18 protein-coding genes and 2 pseudogenes are annotated in these 21,099 nt (G+C 38.1%); 12 read left to right on the forward strand and 8 right to left on the reverse strand.

The window, feature by feature from the left end:
* Window positions 1-21 precede the first annotated feature (21 nt).
* From gltB to ACIF8R_RS07875, 10 genes are all read left to right on the forward strand, one after another.
* A complete protein-coding gene (gltB, locus tag ACIF8R_RS07830; RefSeq protein ID WP_396480085.1) occupies window positions 22-4,497 on the forward strand; it encodes a glutamate synthase large subunit in 4,476 nt (1,491 codons plus the stop codon).
* 69 nt (window positions 4,498-4,566) lie between these two features.
* Entirely contained in the window at window positions 4,567-5,988 is a 1,422-nt protein-coding gene (locus tag ACIF8R_RS07835) for a glutamate synthase subunit beta (RefSeq protein WP_396480087.1), read from the forward strand.
* A gap of 172 nt (window positions 5,989-6,160) precedes the next feature.
* On the forward strand, window positions 6,161-7,048 hold the full coding sequence (locus ACIF8R_RS07840; RefSeq protein ID WP_004705204.1) for a metal-dependent hydrolase: 888 nt from the start codon (window positions 6,161-6,163) through the stop codon (window positions 7,046-7,048).
* A 131-nt stretch (window positions 7,049-7,179) separates the two neighbouring features.
* On the forward strand, window positions 7,180-7,770 hold the full coding sequence (locus ACIF8R_RS07845) for a LemA family protein (protein WP_396480088.1): 591 nt from the start codon (window positions 7,180-7,182) through the stop codon (window positions 7,768-7,770).
* Window positions 7,771-7,791: 21 nt separating this feature from the next.
* Window positions 7,792-8,874, forward strand: coding sequence for a TPM domain-containing protein (locus tag ACIF8R_RS07850; protein ID WP_396480090.1), 1,083 nt, complete (start codon window positions 7,792-7,794; stop codon window positions 8,872-8,874).
* The gene (locus tag ACIF8R_RS07855) at window positions 8,868-9,428 is read left to right on the forward strand and encodes a TPM domain-containing protein (RefSeq protein WP_396480092.1); all 561 of its coding nucleotides are present in this window, start codon (window positions 8,868-8,870) and stop codon (window positions 9,426-9,428) included. The genes ACIF8R_RS07850 and ACIF8R_RS07855 overlap by 7 nt, the downstream gene beginning before the upstream one ends.
* A 340-nt stretch (window positions 9,429-9,768) precedes the next feature.
* Entirely contained in the window at window positions 9,769-10,251 is a 483-nt protein-coding gene (locus ACIF8R_RS07860) for a pilin (protein ID WP_396480094.1), read from the forward strand.
* 69 nt (window positions 10,252-10,320) lie between these two features.
* On the forward strand, window positions 10,321-11,976 hold the full coding sequence (locus ACIF8R_RS07865) for a Wzy polymerase domain-containing protein (RefSeq protein WP_396480096.1): 1,656 nt from the start codon (window positions 10,321-10,323) through the stop codon (window positions 11,974-11,976).
* A gap of 4 nt (window positions 11,977-11,980) precedes the next feature.
* Window positions 11,981-12,727 (forward strand): TfpX/TfpZ family type IV pilin accessory protein, encoded by a 747-nt coding sequence (gene tfpZ, locus ACIF8R_RS07870; protein ID WP_396480098.1) that lies wholly within the window; start codon window positions 11,981-11,983, stop codon window positions 12,725-12,727.
* Between the two features lie 98 nt (window positions 12,728-12,825).
* Window positions 12,826-14,454, forward strand: a complete 1,629-nt coding sequence (locus ACIF8R_RS07875) for a Wzy polymerase domain-containing protein (RefSeq protein ID WP_396480100.1) — start codon at window positions 12,826-12,828, stop codon at window positions 14,452-14,454.
* 40 nt (window positions 14,455-14,494) lie between these two features.
* On the opposite strand, the gene bfr is transcribed toward ACIF8R_RS07875, so the two are convergent.
* The 7 genes and pseudogenes from bfr to gmk all read right to left on the reverse strand — a co-directional run bounded on the left by bfr (window position 14,495) and on the right by gmk (window position 19,416).
* Window positions 14,495-14,959 carry a bacterioferritin gene (bfr, locus tag ACIF8R_RS07880; protein WP_000678123.1) on the reverse strand — a complete coding sequence of 155 codons (465 nt, stop codon included), beginning with the start codon at window positions 14,957-14,959 and terminating at the stop codon, window positions 14,495-14,497.
* A 244-nt stretch (window positions 14,960-15,203) separates the two neighbouring features.
* Window positions 15,204-15,398, reverse strand: a complete 195-nt coding sequence (locus ACIF8R_RS07885) for a bacterioferritin-associated ferredoxin (protein WP_000289091.1) — start codon at window positions 15,396-15,398, stop codon at window positions 15,204-15,206.
* A 219-nt stretch (window positions 15,399-15,617) separates the two neighbouring features.
* A complete protein-coding gene (locus ACIF8R_RS07890; RefSeq protein ID WP_002051728.1) occupies window positions 15,618-16,001 on the reverse strand; it encodes a RidA family protein in 384 nt (127 codons plus the stop codon).
* A gap of 121 nt (window positions 16,002-16,122) precedes the next feature.
* Complete coding sequence (locus ACIF8R_RS07895) at window positions 16,123-18,228, reverse strand: bifunctional (p)ppGpp synthetase/guanosine-3',5'-bis(diphosphate) 3'-pyrophosphohydrolase (protein WP_263614721.1); 2,106 nt, start codon at window positions 18,226-18,228, stop codon at window positions 16,123-16,125.
* 39 nt (window positions 18,229-18,267) lie between these two features.
* Window positions 18,268-18,397: pseudogene (locus ACIF8R_RS07900) on the reverse strand (hypothetical protein).
* Between the two features lie 38 nt (window positions 18,398-18,435).
* Window positions 18,436-18,714: a DNA-directed RNA polymerase subunit omega gene (rpoZ, locus tag ACIF8R_RS07905; protein WP_000135049.1), complete on the reverse strand. Its 279-nt coding sequence runs from the start codon at window positions 18,712-18,714 to the stop codon at window positions 18,436-18,438.
* 72 nt (window positions 18,715-18,786) lie between these two features.
* Window positions 18,787-19,416: a guanylate kinase gene (gmk, locus tag ACIF8R_RS07910; protein ID WP_263614720.1), complete on the reverse strand. Its 630-nt coding sequence runs from the start codon at window positions 19,414-19,416 to the stop codon at window positions 18,787-18,789.
* Between the two features lie 122 nt (window positions 19,417-19,538).
* Here gmk and ispH point away from each other — a divergent pair, with 122 nt between their 5' ends.
* Entirely contained in the window at window positions 19,539-20,489 is a 951-nt protein-coding gene (ispH, locus tag ACIF8R_RS07915) for a 4-hydroxy-3-methylbut-2-enyl diphosphate reductase (protein ID WP_396480102.1), read from the forward strand.
* A gap of 12 nt (window positions 20,490-20,501) precedes the next feature.
* Here ispH and ACIF8R_RS07920 read toward each other — a convergent pair.
* Window positions 20,502-20,750: pseudogene (locus ACIF8R_RS07920) on the reverse strand (hypothetical protein); the annotation flags it as partial.
* Between ACIF8R_RS07920 and ACIF8R_RS07925 the strand changes: the two are divergent.
* Window positions 20,656-21,096, forward strand: a complete 441-nt coding sequence (locus ACIF8R_RS07925) for a Tfp pilus assembly protein FimT/FimU (protein ID WP_396480104.1) — start codon at window positions 20,656-20,658, stop codon at window positions 21,094-21,096. The pseudogene ACIF8R_RS07920 and the gene ACIF8R_RS07925 sit on opposite strands and share 95 nt — an antisense overlap.
* The last annotated feature ends 3 nt before the right edge of the window (window positions 21,097-21,099 follow it).

The raw sequence follows: 21,099 nt of genomic DNA on the forward strand, positions 1-21,099 counted from the left end.
AAAGAAGGGTACGCTATGCACATGCCATCGCCTAATACTGTAGCTCCCGCTCAAGGTTTATATCAGCCTGATGAGTTTAAGGATAACTGTGGTTTTGGACTGATTGCCCATATGAAGGGTGAATCAAGTCATCATCTAGTAGAAACCGCGATTCACAGTTTAAGTTGCATGACGCACCGTGGTGGTATTGCCGCAGATGGCAAGACGGGAGATGGTTGCGGCTTATTATTGGCGATGCCAAAGCAATTTTTCCGTGATGAAGCAAAAAAACTAAGTGATATTACACTAAGTGAAATTTTTGCTGTGGGTACGGTATTTTTAAATATTGATCCAGCATTAGCACAGCACTCTAAAAATATTTTAACGAAAGAAATCGAGTCAGAAGGTTTACGTGTTCTCGCTTGGCGTATCGTTCCTACAAACAACGATGCATTAGGTGAAATTGCACTTCAATCTTTACCAGCTTTTGAACAAGTCATTGTGAACTGTCCAATGGGTGTAACTGAGGTTGAATTTAACCGTAAGTTATTCTTGGCGCGTCGCCGTGCGGAACAACAACTCCAAAAAGATCCGTTATTTTATGTGACTACGCTTTGTTCAACAGTCATTAGCTATAAAGGCTTGATGATGCCTGCGGCAATTGCTGAGTTCTATACAGACTTAGCAGATGAGCGCTTAAAATCGCATATTGTGGTATTCCACCAACGTTTCTCTACAAATACATTACCGCGTTGGCCTTTGGCTCAGCCATTCCGTTACCTTGCGCATAATGGTGAAATCAACACTATTACAGCAAACCGTAACTGGGCATTAGCGCGTACTCCTAAATTCGAAAACCCATTATTACCAGGTCTTACTGAGCTTAATCCGATTGTAAACCGTACAGGTTCAGATTCTTCAAGCTTGGATAACATGCTTGAGATCTTGGTGGGTGGTGGTATGGATTTATTCCGTGCTTTGCGTATGCTCGTTCCACCAGCTTGGCAAAACGTTGAAACTCTAGATGCAGACTTACGTGCATTCTATGAATTCAACTCTAAGCATATGGAAGCTTGGGATGGTCCTGCTGGTCTTGTTATTCAAGATGGTCGTCATGCAATCTGTATGCTTGACCGTAATGGTTTACGTCCTGCACGTTGGGTCATTACCAAAAATGATTACATTACCTTGGCATCTGAAATCGGTGTTTGGGGCTATGAACCTGAAGACGTAGTTTCTAAAGGTCGTGTAGGCCCAGGTCAGATTTTGGTAGTTGATACCCTAACAGGTAAAGTACTTGATACTAAAGATGTTAGTACGCATTTGAAGAACATGCGCCCATACCGTGAATGGTTACGTGATCATGCGATTCGATTAAATGCAAACCCAGAACTTGAAGAACAACTTGTTGATAAAGGTTTAACTGGCGAAACATTAAAAGCAGCTCAAAAAATGTTTATGGTGACATTTGAAGAGCGCGACCAGTTATTACGTCCAATCGCTGAAAGCGGTCAGGAAGCAGTTGGCTCTATGGGTGACGATACACCAATGGCTGTATTGTCTCGTCAAGTTCGCCATGTGACAGATTATTTCCGTCAACAGTTTGCCCAAGTTACCAACCCACCAATTGACCCACTGCGTGAATCAATTGTCATGTCGCTTGAAACCTGTTTAGGTCGTGAGCAAAATGTATTTGAGCAAGGTCCTGAGCATGCTGATCGTATCATCATCTCTAGTCCTGTACTGTCAAATTCAAAAATGCAGCAAATCCGTAGCATTGAGCGTCCGGGTTATGAAGCAGTTGATATTGATTTGAACTATGCTGAAACAGAAGGTTTGCAAGCTGCAATTACACGTATTTGTGAAGAATCTGCACAAGCTGTTCGTGATGGTAAAACTCTAATTGTTTTAACTGATAAAAACATTCGTGAAGGTTACTTACCTGCAAACGCTGCACTTGCAACGGGTGCGGTACACCATTACCTCATTAAAACTGGTTTGCGTACTGATGCAAACATTATGGTTGAAACTGGTTTTGCACGTGATCCGCACCAATTTGCGGTATTACTTGGTTTTGGTGCGACTGCTGTTTACCCATACCTTGCATACGACGTAATCAATGACTTGATTGCGAAAGGTGAGCTTTTAGGTGATCCGATTCATGCACAAGCAAACTTCCGTAAAGGTATTGAGAAAGGCTTATTAAAAGTTCTTTCAAAAATGGGTATCTCTACAGTTGCTTCTTACCGTGGTGGTCAGCTTTTTGAAGCAGTAGGTTTATCTTCTGAAGTTGTAGATCAGTGTTTCTTGGGTGTTCCAAGTCGTATCCAAGGAGCAACATTTGCTGATCTCGAAAATGATCAGAAAAAATTAGCAGCAACAGCTTGGTCAAGTCGTAAACCAATTGATCAGGGTGGTTTACTGAAATTCGTATTTGGTAAAGAGTACCATGCGTTTAACCCAGATGTGATTAACTCATTACATAAAGCGGTTCGCTCTGGTAAATACGAAGACTTTAAAGAATATGCTGAATTGGTAAATAACCGTCCAGTAGCAACTATTCGTGACTTATTTAAGTTAAAAACAACTAACCCGATCCCAGTTGAACAAGTTGAATCGGTTGAAGAGATCTTGCCTCGTTTCGACTCAGCAGGGATGTCTTTAGGTGCGCTTTCTCCAGAAGCTCATGAAGCTATTGCAATTGCGATGAACACCATTGGAGGTCGTTCAAACTCTGGTGAGGGTGGTGAAGACCCTGCGCGTTACGGCACAATTCGTAACTCGAAAATCAAGCAAATCGCATCTGGTCGTTTCGGTGTAACACCTGCATATTTAACTTCTGCTGAAGTATTGCAAATTAAAGTTGCTCAAGGTGCAAAACCGGGTGAAGGTGGTCAGTTACCAGGTGGTAAAGTGAATGGCTTGATTGCACGTTTACGTTACTCAGTACCGGGTGTGACACTTATTTCACCTCCGCCACACCACGACATTTACTCAATTGAAGATTTGTCACAACTTATCTTTGACTTGAAACAAGTTAACCCGAAAGCCATGGTATCCGTGAAGTTAGTATCTGAACCAGGTGTAGGTACGATTGCTGCTGGTGTTGCTAAAGCATATGCAGACTTTATTACTATTTCAGGTTATGACGGTGGTACTGCTGCATCTCCGCTTTCATCAATTCACCATGCGGGTTCGCCATGGGAGCTTGGTCTAAGTGAAGCGCATCAGGCACTTCGTGTAAATGACTTACGTGGCAAAGTACGTGTACAAACTGACGGTGGTTTAAAAACTGGTCTTGATGTGATTAAGGCTGCAATTTTAGGCGCTGAAAGTTTCGGTTTTGGTTCAACACCAATGATCGCTTTAGGCTGTAAATACCTCCGTATTTGTCACTTAAACAACTGTGCAACTGGTGTTGCAACTCAACAAGATCATTTACGTCAAGAACACTATATTGGCGAGCCAGAAATGCTCATTAATTTCTTCCACTTTATTGCGGAAGAAACTCGTGAATGGTTGGCAGCATTAGGTGTTTCTTCATTGAAAGACTTAATTGGTCGTGTGGACTTGCTTGAAGTATTACCGGGTGAAACTGAAAAACATGCTCACCTTGATTTAAGTGCGTTATTAACTTCTCATCCTTCTGCTGAAGGTAAAGCGCAGTACTGTGAAGTTCAAGGTAATGCACCATTTGATAAGGGCGTATTGGCTGAGAAAATGGTTGCAGAAATGCTTCCTGCAATTGAGTCAAGTGCAGGTGGTCAATTCAACTTTAACGTCGTGAACTGTGACCGTTCAATTGGCGCACGTGTATCGGGTGAAATTGCTCGCCGTTATGGCAACTTGGGTATGGAAGCACATCCAGTTGTAATGAACTTAACAGGTACAGCTGGTCAGTCACTTGGTGTATGGAACGCTGGTGGTTTGCACATCCGTCTTGAAGGTGATGCAAACGACTATGTAGGTAAAGGTATGGCTGGTGGTCGTATCTCGATCTTCCCACCAAAAGGTTCACCTTTCCAAACTCAAAATACAGCAATTATTGGTAATACCTGTTTATATGGTGCAACAGGCGGCAAGTTATTTGCAGCTGGTACAGCAGGTGAGCGTTTCGCAGTTCGTAACTCTGGTGCGTTCGCTGTTATTGAAGGTGCAGGCGACCACTGCTGTGAATATATGACTGGTGGTGTTGTGACTGTACTTGGAAAAGTGGGTCATAACTTCGGTGCAGGTATGACAGGCGGTTTTGCTTATGTACTTGACCTCGATAATGACTTTGTAGATTACTACAACCACGAGTTAATTGACTTGACTCGTATTTCAACAGAATCTATGGAAGATCATAAAGAGTTCTTGTTGCGTATTATCGATGAGCACATCAAAGAAACAGGTAGTGCTTGGGCTTATAAAATCCGCAATGAGTTCGACTTCTACAGCCGTAAATTCTGGCTTGTAAAACCAAAAGCTGCTAACTTGCAATCGCTTTTGAAAACTACACAAGCTGACCCACAATAATTCCACGACTGCAAAGACATAGGCAGGTGCGGGCAACAGTGAAATCCGCGCCTACCCACGGAGAGAGACATGGCAGAACGCCTAAATAATGACTTTCAATTTCTGGATGTACCACGTCAAGATCCAGAGAAAAAAGATATTACTGTCCGCAAAGCAGAATTTGTGGAAATTTATAAGCCTTTTACTTCGGAAACAGTCACTAATCAGACTCACCGTTGTTTAGGTTGTGGTAACCCTTATTGCGAATGGAAATGTCCAGTACATAACTACATTCCAAACTGGCTCAAACTCATTGCTGAAGGTCAAATTTTCCAAGCTGCTGAGCTTTGCCATCAAACAAATACTTTACCTGAGGTATGTGGTCGTGTATGTCCGCAAGACCGTTTGTGTGAAGGTGCTTGTACCTTAAATGATGGGTTTGGTGCGGTCACTATTGGTAATGCTGAAAAATATATCAATGACACAGCTTTTGCTTTGGGTTGGCGCCCAGACATGTCACATGTGAAATGGACAGGTAAAAAAGTTGCAATTATTGGTGCAGGTCCTGCGGGTCTAGGCTGTGCAGATATTTTAGCCCGTGGTGGTGTTAAGCCAGTTGTATTCGATAAGCGTCCTGAAATTGGTGGCTTGCTGACATTTGGTATTCCAGAATTCAAAATGGAAAAAGATGTCATGAAACGCCGCCGTGAAATTTTCACAGGTATGGGTATCGAATTCCGTTTAAATACTGAAATTGGTAAAGACGTCACTATTGATGAATTACTTGCAGAATATGATGCAGTATTCATGGGTATGGGAACTTACACTTATATGAAGGGTGGTTTCCCTGGTGAAGATCTTGATGGTGTTTATGATGCGTTGGATTTCTTGATCTCTAACGTAAATCGTTGCCAAGGTTGGGAAAAAGATCCAAGTGAATATATCAGCTTAGATGGTAAAAAAGTTATTGTTCTAGGTGGTGGTGATACCGCAATGGACTGTAACCGTACTTCTTTACGTCAGGGTGCTCACGATGTAACTTGTGCATACCGCCGTGATGAAAGCAATATGCCAGGCTCTGCACGTGAAGTAAAAAATGCCTACGAAGAGGGTGTGAAATTCCTATTCAATCGTCAACCGATCGAGATTGTTGGTGAGAATGGCAAAGTGACAGGCGTAAAAGTGGTAACGACACAAATGGGTGAACCAGATAGTCGTGGCCGTCGTAGTCCTGAGCCAATCCCAGGTTCTGAAGAAGTATTACCAGCTGATGCAGTTTTACTAGCATTCGGTTTCCGTCCAAGCCCAGCAGACTGGTTCGGTAATGTGAATATCAATCTTGATGGTTCAGGTCGTGTTCTTGCACCTGAACAGCAAGAATTTAAATTCCAGACATCAAATCCAAAAATCTTTGCTGGTGGTGATATGGTCCGTGGTTCAGACCTTGTAGTTACAGCAATCTGGGAAGGTCGCCAAGCTGCTGAAGGTATTTTAGATTACCTTGGTGTTTAATCTAAAAATCATTACTAAAGTTTTTGATAAAGCCTGCGATATGCAGGCTTTATTTTTTACCATTAATCGGTTTGACGTTTTTGGCAAATACAATAAGCTTTTTTGCCCTTTTTAGTGCCTAAGTCCCACGACATACTCAAAGCTCTCTTCTTCAATACAGTAGGTGTTGAGCATGAACATCGCAGGTATGACGGCAGAAAAATCATATTTAAATCGTCGAAAAGCGTTGGGTATTACGGTGCGTCGGCTTGAGTTTAATCCTCAAGCAATCAAGCGCTATTATTTTGCAAATTCGCCTTTAATGTCCCATTTTTTAACTGCACTCTCTTCAACATTTCCAGTTGGAGAACAGTTTTTTGTAAATAGTGTGCGCAATGTACGCGACAAAGTTTCAGACCCTCAACTACAAGCACAAATTGCAGCTTTTATTGGGCAAGAAGCGATGCATTCAAAAGCACATGGTGAGTTTAATGAGGCTTGGCGCCGTGATGACTATAATTTGGATCGTTTTCAAGCGTGGTTAAATGAACGTGATAAATACTTAAGGACAATTCCACCTAAGCTACAGCTGGCACTGACATGTGCATTTGAGCATTTTACGGCTTTGCTTGGAGGATATATTTTACAGCATCCAGAACTTCTAAAAACTTTGGATCAAGATGCGTTAAAGCTTTGGGTCTGGCACGCCATTGAAGAAATTGAACATCGTTCAGTTGCATTTGATGTCTATCAACATGTCTATGGCGATGACCGTATTCGCAGATTATTAATGCGTAGTGTCACTACAGGATTTGCGAGTCTTGCTTTTTATGGTACGACGCGATTATTTTGGCAAGATAAATGGAAAAGCTTGCCTAAAATGGGAGGAAATATTTTTGGTGTGTATTTGCTTGTTAAAATGATTATACAACTGACACCAGAATACTTTGCTTATTACAAAAAGGACTTTCATCCGAGCCAAAAAAATTATGGCCAGATGGTCGATTACTGGAAGAGTTATTTGGCTGATGAATATCAAATGACAAGTTTCCAAAAGGAAACAAGGTTAAGACCAAGTTAGAATAAAAACCGGATTTAAAGATCCGGTTTTTTTAAATCTATAAAATAAAAGCAACACAATAATGCCAAATTCATCATACAATCGAGACAAGAGGTTAAAAATATAAAGAAAAACTTGAGGATAAAGTGACGATGAAAACGTTTAAACAACTTGTAATCGCGACAACACTTGCAAGCACCTTACTATTTTCCGGCTGTGGCTATAATACTTTACAGGTCAAAGATGAGGCTGTAACAGCGGCTTGGTCTGAGGTACAGAACCAATATCAACGTCGATCAGATTTGGTACCAAACCTTGTAAACGTAGTTAAAGGCTATGCTAAGCATGAAGAGCAAGTATTAACAGAAGTCACTCAGGCACGTGCAAATGTTGCAGGCTTGAAGGTCGATAAAGAAGTATTAGAAGACCCAGCATTACTTGAGAAATATCAACAAGCACAAAGCCAGTTAACAGGTGCGTTATCTCGACTTATTGCTGTTTCAGAAAATTACCCAGACTTAAAAGCCAATACCCAATTCCAAGAGTTACAGGTTCAGCTTGAGGGTACAGAAAACCGAATTGCTGTGGCACGTAATCGTTATATTACAACTGTTCAGGACTATAACTCTTATGTCCGTCAGTTCCCGCAAGCCGTAACAGCAAAAGTGATTGGTATGCATCCGAAAGCTAATTTCTCTGCGGAAGCATCAGCTCAACAGGTTCCAAAAGTTTCTTTTGATTAATTTAAATCAAGGAAGTGCCGCATGAGAAATACTATATTGCTTCAGTCTAAGCAAATTAGGGTATTTGTTATTACCTTAATTATGCTCTGCTGTAGTGTTCTGTTTCAGAGTGCGGCTTGGAGTGAGAATAATATTGCCACTGCTACAGATGAAACTGACACGGTGTTGGCAGGTAAAATTATTCAACAGCAGCAAGCTCAAGCATCGAAGCCTAAAGTAAATGAGCAGGCTGCTTCGGGTGCCGCCCCTCAAGTTCAAGTTGCGAATGACATGGCTGATGGTGAATCAATTCGTGGTTTACCTACATTAAATCAGCCTGTCATTGATCAAGCTAATATTTTAAGTGAAGCTGAAAAGCAGCAACTTAACCAGAAAATTTTAAATTTGTACCAGCAAGGTAAGGCACAAATAGGTATTGTAATTGTACCGACTACGGGTCAAGAAGATATTTTTGATTACGCTTTACGTGTTGGTGAAAAATGGCAACTTGGTTCGAGTAAACGTGATAATGGATTACTCATTGCAGTTGCAATTAATGATCACCGCATACAAATTCTAACTGGATATGGTCTAGAAGGCGTATTGCCTGATATTGTGGCAAGCCGAATTATTCGAAATCAAATTACACCTTATTTTAAACAAGCCCAATATGCACAAGGCTTAAACGCTGGTGTTGATGAAATCGGAAGAATTTTAAATTTAGATCCGGAAGTTGCTCAGCAAGCTGCTCAAGATTTAAAAGAACGCCAACATCAAGCTGCGGAAGAGCAACAAGCTAAACAGACAACCCTGACAATGGCTTTATTTATTCTTGTTGCTGGAATTGTAGGCTCATTTATTGTTGGTCGACCTCTTAGTGCCTCTACCGCAGGTGTTGCCGCAGCAGTAGCAAGCTTTGTAAACGGTGCTGGTGTGGTTACTAGTTTGCTACTTGGATTCGGTATCTTCTTTTTACTTATTACCTCAATTGCTCAACTTATTTTACAGGCCATTCTAAGTGGCTCTGGCGGTGGTGGACGTGGAGGCGGTTTCGGTGGTGGAGGTGGCGGTTATGGTGGCGGCGGAGGTCGTTTTGGTGGTGGAGGTGCTTCAGGCTCATGGTAACAACATCAGAAACAACACAAATTATTACTCAACCAAAAATTGAGGAATATGTAGAGCCAAGTTTAAGACGTTGGTTTAAGCATCTTTGTTATTTCCCTGCTAGTAGTCGTTATTTCAATAAAAAAGATAAACAGGCTATTGCTGAAGCTGTTCAACAGGCAGAACTTGGTCATGTTGGAGAAATACAGGTCGTTATAGAAGGGCATATTCCTTGTTCACAAGCGTATAGGCAAAATACGCGCTTAAGGGCACAGCAGTTATTTGCAGAACTTGGTGTTTGGGATACTGAACTTAATAGCGGTGTACTGCTCTATTTAAATTTATGTGAACGCACAGTAGAAATTATATTTGACCGTGGTATTAGAAGCGCGACGACTGATCAGGTATGGCAACAGATTTGTGAGTCTATTGTGCAGCAGCTTAAACAAAAACAGTATCTACAAGCTGTAGTGATTGGGGTTCAGCAAATTGGTGATGTGATGTCACGCTTTTACGATGAAAATATGCCAGATCAAAATAATGAATTAGGGAATGCACCTATCATTATTAATTAAGTTATTTGCCCTCTGATTAGCTGTTTTTTAAATTCACGCTTAGTATGTCGGCTGACAAAAAATGTCATCTATTTAACTGCTTTTAAAGAGATTTTTATCACATTAAAGAATAAAAAAAAGAAGTGGGTTGTGAAGTGGTTTTTTATTGGTGATTTAATCCTAATAAAATTGGAGTGACAATTTTTGTCAGTTATTTGCCTAATATACTCTTGGGTTTAATTGTTATAAACCATAACTTATTGTTTTTAAATTAAAATAAAAGTTGGCATAGATGCTGCAATATATTTTATAGCTCAAAAAGCTTATATAAAAACATACATACATCTTTGGGGAAAAGGCTATGAATGCACAAAAAGGTTTTACATTAATTGAACTCATGATCGTAGTTGCCATTATTGGTATTTTGGCAGCAGTTGCTTTACCTGCATATCAAGATTATACGGTTCGTGCAAAAGTATCTGAAGCAATTTTAGCAGGTTCAGCATGCCGTACAACTGTGACAGAAGTTTATCAATCAGCAAGTGGTTCTTTACCAGCAGCAAATGGGTGGGGATGTGAAGTTGGTTCTACTACAAGTGCAGCTTCTAAATATGTACAGCAAGTACAAACAGATCAAAATGGTGTAATCACTGTAACTACTACAAATGACTCATCTTTAAAAGCTGCTGGAAGTAGTACGATTGTTATGACACCAACTTTAGCTAATGGTACTGCTATGACAAATACAAATATTGGTACTTCTGTTGGTGCGTGGAAATGTGGCCCAGGTACTACAAATCCTATGCCTACAAAATTTTTACCAGGTTCTTGCCGCGGTGCTTAATTAATAGCTTAGTAGTATAGAGGGGATGTTTATACATCCCTTTCTTTTTATTTTAAATAAGAAATTATTATGTTAGTAAGATATGTTTTTATTTTTGCAGCATTTTTAATGAGTGCTGCTTGGTTGATTCCTAACCATTATATGCCTTGGCTTGCTGCACATAGTGATTTTCTTGCATTTTTAGCATTATTAATTTTAAGTATAGTTTTTATTAAACAAAAGCAAATGATATTTTTACCTTTGCCCTTTATATATTTATCTTTAATTGCTTTTATTCCAATTTTACAGTTCATGGCAGGTAAGATATTTTTTTTGGGAGATACCTTAATAACAGTCATTTATATATTAGGTTTTGTGCTCGCTTTATTATACGGTTTTCTGTTAGGGAGAAAAAATAAAGAAATTTATAAATGGTTTTTTTTTCTCATTTTACTTAATAGTTTAATCTGTATTTATATTGAGATGAATCAATGGTTGTTATTAAGTAATGGAAGTATATGGGTGGTTGATCTATCTCAATCATCTAGACCTTATGCTAATTTTGCTCAACCTAACACATGCGCAACTTTTCTTTCAATGGGATTGATGTCAACTTTATATATATATGAAAAAAAATATATTAATAAAAGTGGTCTTGTTGTAATTGGTACTTTTATTTTGTTTGGTATCGCATTAACTCAATCGCGTACATCTTGGGTTTTTATTTCACTTTTTATAATTTGGTGGTTTTGGAAAAATAATTACCTGAAAACAAGATTAAATAAAAGATTAATGTTTTATTTTTTAATAATTTATATATTTTTTATATTAATTTTGCCAGAAATTTCAAACTCATTAGGAGTAATCGGCACAGCTGATATTGTAACTCGTACTACAACTGGTTATTTACGTATTCCAATGTGGAAACAGATGCTAATAGCAATAAAAGAACAACCCTTATTTGGTTATGGATGGAATCAGGTAAGTATCGCACAATTATCTGTTTTTCTAAAATATCCAACACATGAGTGGGTTGAACATAGTCATAATATTATATTAGATATATTTATATGGAATGGAATACCATTAGGTATATTAATTATTAGTTTTATTGGGTGGTGGTTATATCAATTAAATAAACTAGCTATTTCTATAGAAGCTTTTGCTGCTTTATCTATGGTGGGGGCAGTTTTAGTTCATGCAATGTTAGAGTTTCCGCTGGAATATGCCTTTTTTCTTTTACCAGTTGGATTTTTATTAGGATTGGTACAGAGCGAAAATAATAATACGAAAACTATAAGTGTGAATAATAAATTATTTTCTATGTTTATAGTTTCTGCTTTTTCTTTATATATTTGGATTTTTTTAGAATATAGAGCGATAGAAAAAGATGTTCAATTAGCACGTTTTGAGTCTCTTAATATTGGAAATATTCATGCTAATCGATCAGCTCCTAAAATTTTATTACTTAGTCAACTTCGAGACCAACTGAAATTTATTCGTACTCCTCCCGTAGCTAATATGTCAAAAGATGAATTAAAGTGGATGAAATCAGTATCATATCGTTATGCTACACCAACTGCTTTATACCGTTATGCACAGGCCCTTGCTCTAAATAACCAGCTTCATGAAGCAAAAAAGCATTTATTGATTATTGAAAAATTACATCATAAAAAATTTAGTAAAGAATCTTTGTATCAAGTCAATAACTCATTGATATTTGGTTGGAAAAACACGGGGAAATGAAACTATGAAAAAACTATTAACAAAAAGATCTAAGTTCTTTTTGCGCCATTTATTAATTTCTTTCTTGTTCGCTTTTTTTATTCTTATGTGGGTGTTTTTTGTCTGGTATCCACAACCCTTAGCAAAAGCTGTAGGTGTTATTCATATCTTTATAATGCTGATAGCGATAGATGTTATATTAGGCCCTACTTTAAGTTTTTTTGTATATAAAGAAGCAAAAAAGACACTTAAATTTGATTTAGCAGTAATTATTCTCATCCAAATTTTAGCTTTAGGGTATGGTTTATATAGCATTGCTCAAGGTCGGCCTGCTTGGTTAATTTATAATGTAGATCGTTTTGAACTTGTGCGTAATAATGAAATTATTGAGGCCAATATTCAAATAACTCAGCCACAGTTCCGGTCCCCTTCTTGGTTTAATCCGCAATTTGCCGCTGTTAAAGTGCCAAAAAATAAGGAAGAACGTAGCAAAAGTATGTTTGAAGAAATATTTAGTGGTATTTCTTCTGCTCAACGACCAGAACTTTATGTTGATTTGGTGCAGGTTAAACCACTTATACGAAATAAAGTTCAAAATTTGAATGAACTGGAAAAATTTAACCCTAAACAGCAAGTAGAAAATATTTTGAAAAAATACCCAGAAGCGAATGCATGGGTTCCTTTAAAAGCCAATGCTGTAGATATGGTTGTTTTAATGGATAAAAACTCAGCTCAAGTGGTTAAAATTGTAGATTTGAGACCATGGAAATAAGTTGGGACCTCTTGTGAGAAGATACATATACAAGCTAATTCTTCTCACTTTCTTCCATGTATAATTCTTCTCAAGTTTTTGGTCTGTAACCTGTCACTATGCAAGTATTCTTTCTATTCCTCGCAGCAATCCTGTTAGGTTTTGCGTGGTTATCACCATTTCACTATAACCCTTGGGTGATGTTTTCTAGCGAAATGAGTACCTTTGCAGCAGGTCTAAGTGTCTTAGCTGCAATTTTTTATCAAAATATAAAAATTCCACGTGCACAATTATTACTATTGCCATTTATTTTAATTCCCATAGTGCAGTGGGCTTTTGGTCTAATTTTCGATTTTAGTACAGCTTTGTTAAGCTCACTTTACTTACTAGGCTTCTGGTTTATGGTGGTGGCTGGCTATAATCTATCATTAGAGCCACAACAAAGAGATCAAATTTTTACAGGGTTTAGTTTACTTACCGTTATCGTTTCAGTTGCCACTAGCCTTATTGCAATTTGTCAGTGGTTAAATATTGATACACATTTTGCTCATATGTTGCATTTAATTGGTAACCGTCCATACGGTAACTTTGGCCAACCGAATAATATGGCAACCTTTCTCATTATGGGGCTATTAGGATGCTTATATTTATATGAAAAGAATAAAGCATCGGTTTGGTTACTTTTGCCATCAGCGCTAACTATTTTATTTGCAGTTGTCCTGAGCCAATCACGCACTTCTTGGATTGTTTTTCCATTTTTACTCACCTATTGGGCTATTAAGCAATTTAATAAACCTAAGCGTTTTGGGGTGTTTCAAGGCCTGTTATGGTGTGCTGGTTTTTTCTTGATGGCTGGTTTGGTATTACCATTTATCACAAGCTTAATTGAAACATGGACGCATACAGATATAACTCAGGCGAGTAGCTTGGCTGAAAGGGCTAGTTCTGGATATTTACGTTTTAACATTTGGACGCAAATGTTACTCGCTGTACAGCAACATCCTTGGTTGGGATATGGGTGGAATCAAACCAGTGTTGCTCAAATGTCTGCTTATGCTCTTTTTCCAACGACGGAGTGGACGACCAGCGCTCATAATGTGTTGCTAGATCTTATTATTTGGAATGGTATTCCACTTGGTACAGTAATTATTGCTTACTTTGCATGTTGGTTGTTTTGGTTAAATCAACAAGCAAAAGAAACAATTTCGATTATTGCAGTGATGATGGTTTGTACTGTGCTTATTCATGCCATGTTGGAGTTTCCGCAGCGTTATGCTTATTTCTTGCTGACTTGTGGCTTTTTATTAGGTGTAATTCAAGCACAGATTCCTATACTAAAAGGCTTTGTACTAAGTAAACAACTTCTGCGTTTAATATGGTGCGTCAGCTTAATACTTATGATCGCAATTTGGCGCGACTACAATGTTTATGTCATGAACAGTAATTTACTATTTAAAAATAAGCAGCCAAATGCTGAGCTTATGGGAAGTGACCAGATTTTTGTACTAACCCAATTCGAGCAGCGTTTAAAATGGATTGTACTCAATCCTAATGTAACTTTATCTGAAGCAGAATTAGTTCAATGGGGAAATTTTGTGAAGAACAAAGCAACCCCTTATAATTTGCGTAAATATGCTCAGTTACTTGCTTACAATGGAAAAGTAGATCAAGCAGAGCAACAAATATTTATTTTGCAGCACCTTTATAGACAGCAAATAACACTGTCAGAATTAATAAAAGATAAATAAAAAAATCCCCTTGTACTCAAGGGGATTTTTTTATGAAAAATTACATTTGACTCTGAATATAATTTTCAATACCAACGCTACCGATGAGATCAATTTGAGTATCTAGCCAATCCCAATATTCTTCTTCTTTTTCCAGAATCTCTTGAACAAGATCACGAGTTACATAATCTTGTTCTGTTTCAGCTAAAGCGACTGCTTTTTGAATGGCTTCAATGTTTTCTTTCACTTTGCGAATATCACATTGCAGAACTTCTTCTGTATGTTGACCGATATATAATTTACCCAGATGTTGAAGATTCGGAAGGCCTTCTAAAAATAGAATACGTTCAATAATTTTATCTGCATGCTTCATTTGACGAATTGATTCTTTATATTCAGCAGAACCGAGTTGTTCAATTCCCCAGTCATTAAACATGCGAGAGTGTAAAAAGTATTGGTTAATTGCAGTTAAATGATGATACAGCACTTGGTTAAGCTGATTAATCACATCACGATTGCCTTTCATTGTAGCTACTCCAAAACAATTTCTGCCTTAATCCAATTAAGGCAATCTATGAATTCATTTTAGTGAACAATCATGGATATGGCGAGTAATTTATAGAACAGCAAATGAAAATCGCAATCAAAAACAACACAATATTGGTAAAGGTGAATCTCCTTCCAAAAAAAACCGCTTGAATGAGGAACAATTAACGTTCCGCAAAAAGCGGTGGAGGAGTCAATAATTTACTGTTAAATACTAATTTTTATTATGCGGCTACAGAAATGCGTGCAGCAATTTCTGCTAATTCTTCACTAATAATAGCACGTGCTTCTGGTGCACAGCGTCCACAGCAAGTACCAAGATCAAGCAAATCGCGAATTTCACGATAGCTTTCAGCGCCATTTTCAATAGCGTCTTTAATATCCTGATCGGTAATGCCACGACACAAGCAAACGTACATGGGAGTGATCCCCAAATATAAATGCGATAATTGATATTATTGATAATTATTATCGTTTGTCAATGAAATTCATTTAAAATCTCATTTATCTTTATTGGGATTTTGGATAAAAAAATACCACCTAAGCGGAAATCTAATAATTGTTCAGATTTCTAAGCGTGGCGGTATCTAATTTTAGAGCTAAATATTTAAGGATTGATCTGTAGTTAAAGTTTTATCTTATTGATTAATAATTACAATTCCGTCCATTTCTACTAATGCACCTTTAGGTAAGCTTGCTACCCCAAGTGCTGCACGAGCTGGGTATGGCTGAGCAAAATATTCGCCCATAATTTGGTTTACAAGCTGGAAATTAGATAAATCAGTAAGGAAAATATTGAGCTTTGCAATATCTGCAAGTGAGCCACCTGCAGCTTCACATACTGCTTTTAGGTTATCAAATACACGGCGGATTTGAGCTTCAATACCGTCTACAAGTTCCATACTGTAAGGGTCTAAACCAATTTGCCCAGATAGATATAGTGTGTTACCTACTAAAATGGCTTGAGAATATGTGCCAATAGCAGCAGGGGCATTTTCAGTATGAATGACTTGGCGGGACATTTGGTTCTCCTTGATTAAATCTTTTTCCATCATAATCGATGATACGTTTTGACAAAAGTATCATCGATTTAATTGATTATGTGCTTCTGGAAAGTTAGATTTTAGTAAAGTAGAACAAATTTTAGCTGACTTTGGAAATTTCCGCTTGTGGGGCAGGGGCATCTAAACGTTCAATACGTGGGAACCCATAGTGCATGCGTAAATCACGAATAACTTTTGCAATGTGCTTACGATTATTCACCACGATGTTCACAAAAGTCCGCTGCTCATTGGAGTGTACCATTTCTACCCCTGCATTATTTTTACGACATTGATAGATGAGGTCTGATACCTGCTCATCATTCATTGCCATATAAATCGCAAGGTAGGCAGTAAAACGTACATCATCTACGTCATCTGCTTTCCATTGAAGCGGCATAATATTTTCTGGATGCAAATGTTGTTCGTGAAGTAAATTATGACAACGAATACGGTGCACAATTAATCCGCGGCGCGTTAAATGACCCTGAATGAGATCGCCTAAAACTGGATTACAGCAATGAGCATATTTAACATCGATGCCTTCAGTACCCTGAATTAAACGGTCTGAATTTTCTACTTGTGGATGTTTGTCATTTGCAAACAAATGGTTGGCTACGAGTTGAGGAAGTAAGTCTCCAACTGCGATTTGCTCAAATAATGCATCTTTATTATCAATATGACGCCATTGTAAGAGGTCTAGCCAATCTGCTTCTGAAAGATCATTGATTGAACGGTTAAAGAGTTTCAGTGCTCGTGAAAGTGCTTGTGCACCCACTAAACGTTGTTCTTCAATATCTTGATCTTTAAGTACATGCTGTAATGCACGACGCGCTTTTTGCGTATTAATAAAGCTTAGCCAGTCTGGGTTTGGTGTCGCTAAAACATCCGTAATAATCTCGATAACCTGACCACTAACTAATGGTGTAGAGAGTGGTTTAATCTCTCCATCAACTTTTGCGCCTACTGCATGGTTACCCAAGAAAAGACTTGCTGAATAGGCGAAGTCCACTACTGTTGCGCCTTGTGGTAATTCATGTAATTGGCCATGTGGGGTATAGACCCAAATTTTTTCTTGATGTAAGTAGTCTAATAAATCGTTAAAAGTTGTTTTAGCGCATTCACCATCAATGAGTGTATTTAGGTTTTGCATTGATGCCTGAATGGCAGAACGACAAGTTTGCGGGGCATTTTCACCTAATACCACACCAAAACGTGCAGCTTTACGCATGAGCTCAGTTTGGACAGTGAGCGATAATGTAGTTTTCTCGCCTTTAAGCTTGATCAATAAAGACTGATTACCACCAGGCAATGGACGACGGATATGATCTTGATATTGGATGACTTGGAAATTTTCTTTTAATGCTGCAAATAAACGGTCGCAGTCGGCAATAGACTGTAAAACGATTTCAAAAGCATGGCTATGAGTAAGCTCTTGCAAATCCATCTCGTTTTTAACGAAGTGGCGTAATAATTCAATATTATTATTTTTCTTTTTAATACGGCCTTGGATATGATAATTGTGCAGAAGCTCTGCAAGATTTTGCTCCCAGATACTTTGGTATTTACATCGTTCTGGTTTGGTTTGGAGTAAAGCATTCTGGACGTTATCAAACATGTCTAAATCTAGATTTTGATAACATAAGTTTTCAAGATTATCAGCCATTTCATTCATGCCGACTAATCTTGCCATGGGTACAAAAATATCAAAAGTTTCTTGCGCGATACGAGCACGTTTATCGGGACGTAAAGCACCCAACGTTGTCATATTATGATAGCGATCGGCTAGTTTAATAATAATGACACGCGGATCTTGTAACGTTGCTTGCAAAATTTTTCTGAAAGACGCAGCTTTATTATATTCTTTGTCGCTTGATTGGCTTAACTTAGTTACACCATCAACGAGCTCTGCAACAGTTTGTCCGAATCGCTCAATAATATCTTCTTTGGTATATTGAGTATCTTCAATGACATCATGTAAAAGCGCTGCCATTAAAGTTTCAGGGTCCAGTCGCATATTAGCTAAAATACAGCTAACAGCAATTGGATGCAGAATATAGGGTTCGCCACTTTTACGTGTAATACCAGTGTGTGCCAGATCTCCAAAATCACAGGCAGCAAGCACTTTCTCGACCTCGCTTACTGATAAGTAAGGTTCGATAATTAATTTGAGCTGTTGCTTGGCTTGGCTGACCTCTTCGCCTGGCATAGACCACCCTTTTTCTGTTGCTTAAAAAACTAAATCTATCTACTTCTTAATGAAAAGCATATTGCGGAACTTGTCAATTTTTTCATTTGAAAAAGTGTATTTTTTTTCAATGAAAATAATTGCTTTTGCCAATATGTTTTAAATATGAAGAAGCCAAATAAAAAACCATCGCAAAGAAACGATGGTTTTTTATAGAAACAGGAGTAATTAGAAAGAAAAACCTTCTAAATTTAAGCTGTTTGTAGAAAGGGCAAGATCAAGACTAGAAGTTTGGTAATCTTGCTCACGTTGTTTAAGAATTTCTTTCGTTACGTGACCTACAGCGATTTCACGTAAAGCAACAACTGTTGGTTTGTCGTTATCCCATTCTACAGTTGGCTCCATGCCTTGACGTGCCAATTGACGAGCACGTTTACTTGCAACGAGCACAAGCTCAAAACGGTTGTCTACATGATCTAAACAATCTTCAACGGTGACGCGTGCCATAAAAGTTCTCGTTTTGGAATGGTAAATTTGAACAGACTAAATAGTATAAAAGGCTTTCGTTCTAGACTCAAGTTATTCCTGTTTTGGTTGAGGAGTAATCAAGTCTTGAATTAAGGTTTGGTGTCTTTTTGCTTGCTGAGATAGCACTAAACGGTTCGCTGTGATCACAGCTTCAAGCTCATGTAAGGCTTTATTAAAATCATCATTAATAATGATGTAGTCAAAGTTCGTATAATGCTGCATATCTTCAACAGCGCAGCTTAAACGATGTTCAATAACTTCAACAGAATCTGTACCACGGTTAGATAAACGCTGACGTAAATCGAATTGAGTAGGCGGTAAAATAAAGATTTGTTTAGATTCAGGAAACAGCTTACGTACTTGCTCTGCACCTTGCCAATCAATTTCAAGCAAGACATCATGTCCTTGAGCTAACTGTTGTTTTACAGTTGCTTGCGAAGTGCCATAGTAGTTACCAAATACTTCAGCGTATTCAATAAATCCACCTTGGTCTACTTGGTCTAAAAAGTCATCTTTTGTTGTGAAATGATAGTGAACACCATCTAATTCACCTGGTCGTTGACCTCGGGTAGTATGCGAAACTGAAACATGTAAATTGCTTACACGGTCAAGTAGGGCTTTCACCAAAGATGTTTTGCCCGTTCCTGATGCAGCAGAAACGACAAACAATAGACCCGACATGATATTTTTCCTGATATGATAAAATATCTTCGCTATTGTAGTGTACCGTGCGTTTAAACTGAATAGTTTTAACTGCAAATATTTACGAGAAATTCCCCTGTTTTATTAATTTTGAGGCTGTTATGGAAATTGTGTTAGCTAATCCGCGTGGTTTTTGTGCCGGTGTTGATCGAGCCATAGCAATCGTCAATCGGGCTTTGGAATGTTTTAATCCTCCTATTTATGTGCGTCATGAAGTTGTCCATAACAAATTTGTGGTAGATGACTTACGTCAAAGAGGGGCGGTTTTCGTTGATGAACTAGATCAAGTACCAGATGATTCGATTGTCATTTTTAGTGCGCACGGGGTTTCAAAAGCAGTTCAGCAAGAAGCAGAGCGTCGAGGTCTAAAAGTTTTTGATGCGACTTGTCCGCTTGTTACTAAAGTACATATTGAAGTAACTAAATATGCTCGTGAAGGAACTGAAGCGATTTTAATTGGTCATGAAGGGCATCCAGAAGTTGAAGGAACTATGGGGCAATATGACAAATTAAAAGGCGGTGATATTTATTTGGTTGAAGATGAAGCTGATGTGGCAGCACTTGAAGTCAGACATCCAGAAAAATTGGCTTTTGTTACTCAAACAACTTTATCTATTGATGATACAGCGAAAGTTATTGATGCCTTGCGTGCGAAGTTCCCTAAAATTCAAGGGCCGCGCAAAGATGATATTTGTTATGCAACTCAAAACAGACAAGATGCAGTACGTGACTTAGCTGAAAAATGTGATGTCGTACTGGTTGTTGGTTCACCTAATTCATCAAATTCGAACCGTTTACGCGAGCTTGCTGAACGCATGGGTAAAGCCGCTTATCTTGTGGATAACGCCGATCAGCTTGAACAATCATGGTTCAATGAAACTTGTAAAATTGGTGTAACAGCTGGTGCCTCGGCTCCAGAAATTTTAATTAAGCAAGTCATTCAACGGTTACAAGATTGGGGAGCCCAAGCGCCTAAAGAGTTAGAAGGACGTGAAGAAAATATTACTTTTAGTCTTCCTAAAGAATTACGTATTCATGTAACACAAGCATAAAATGTGACTTATTTAACATACTGATTTTAAAAAGTTAAACAGATAATTGTGATATGACAGTTATCTGTTTTTTTATACCCTTTATCTGGTTTGTATTCGTTTTGTAAAAGTAAAACGTAAAATTTATATAGAAATAAAATTTTTAAATTCATTTGGGGTTATGGGGATGAGGGGGATTATTCCGCAAGAAGGGTTCACCTTAATTGAGCTCATGGTAACCATCGCAATAATGGCAATTATTGCAATGATGACGGCACCGTCTTTTACTAAAACAATTCGTAAAAATGAATTGATAGTTGATACCAGTAATTTTGTTAACTTACTGTCTGAGACTCGTTCAGAAGCTGTATTTAAACAAAGTAATCGAGTGTTGGCTTTAGATAGTAGCGTGACTGCCTTTTATAAAAAATGGATACCTTCTAGCCGCGTTGAGAAATACAGTGGTGTTACAAGTGTTACTTATAACCGCCAAGGGCAATCCACGGCAACTGGGAATTTATGTTTTGTATTCCGGCATACTTTAGATAACACTTTAATATCTTATGTTTATGTACAAAAAGATGGCATCGTTTTTTACGATAAATCGGCAACCAGCTGTCCAAATTAATTG

Source organism: Acinetobacter sp. ABJ_C4_1 (assembly GCF_044538495.1).
Lineage (GTDB): Bacteria > Pseudomonadota > Gammaproteobacteria > Pseudomonadales > Moraxellaceae > Acinetobacter > Acinetobacter nosocomialis_A.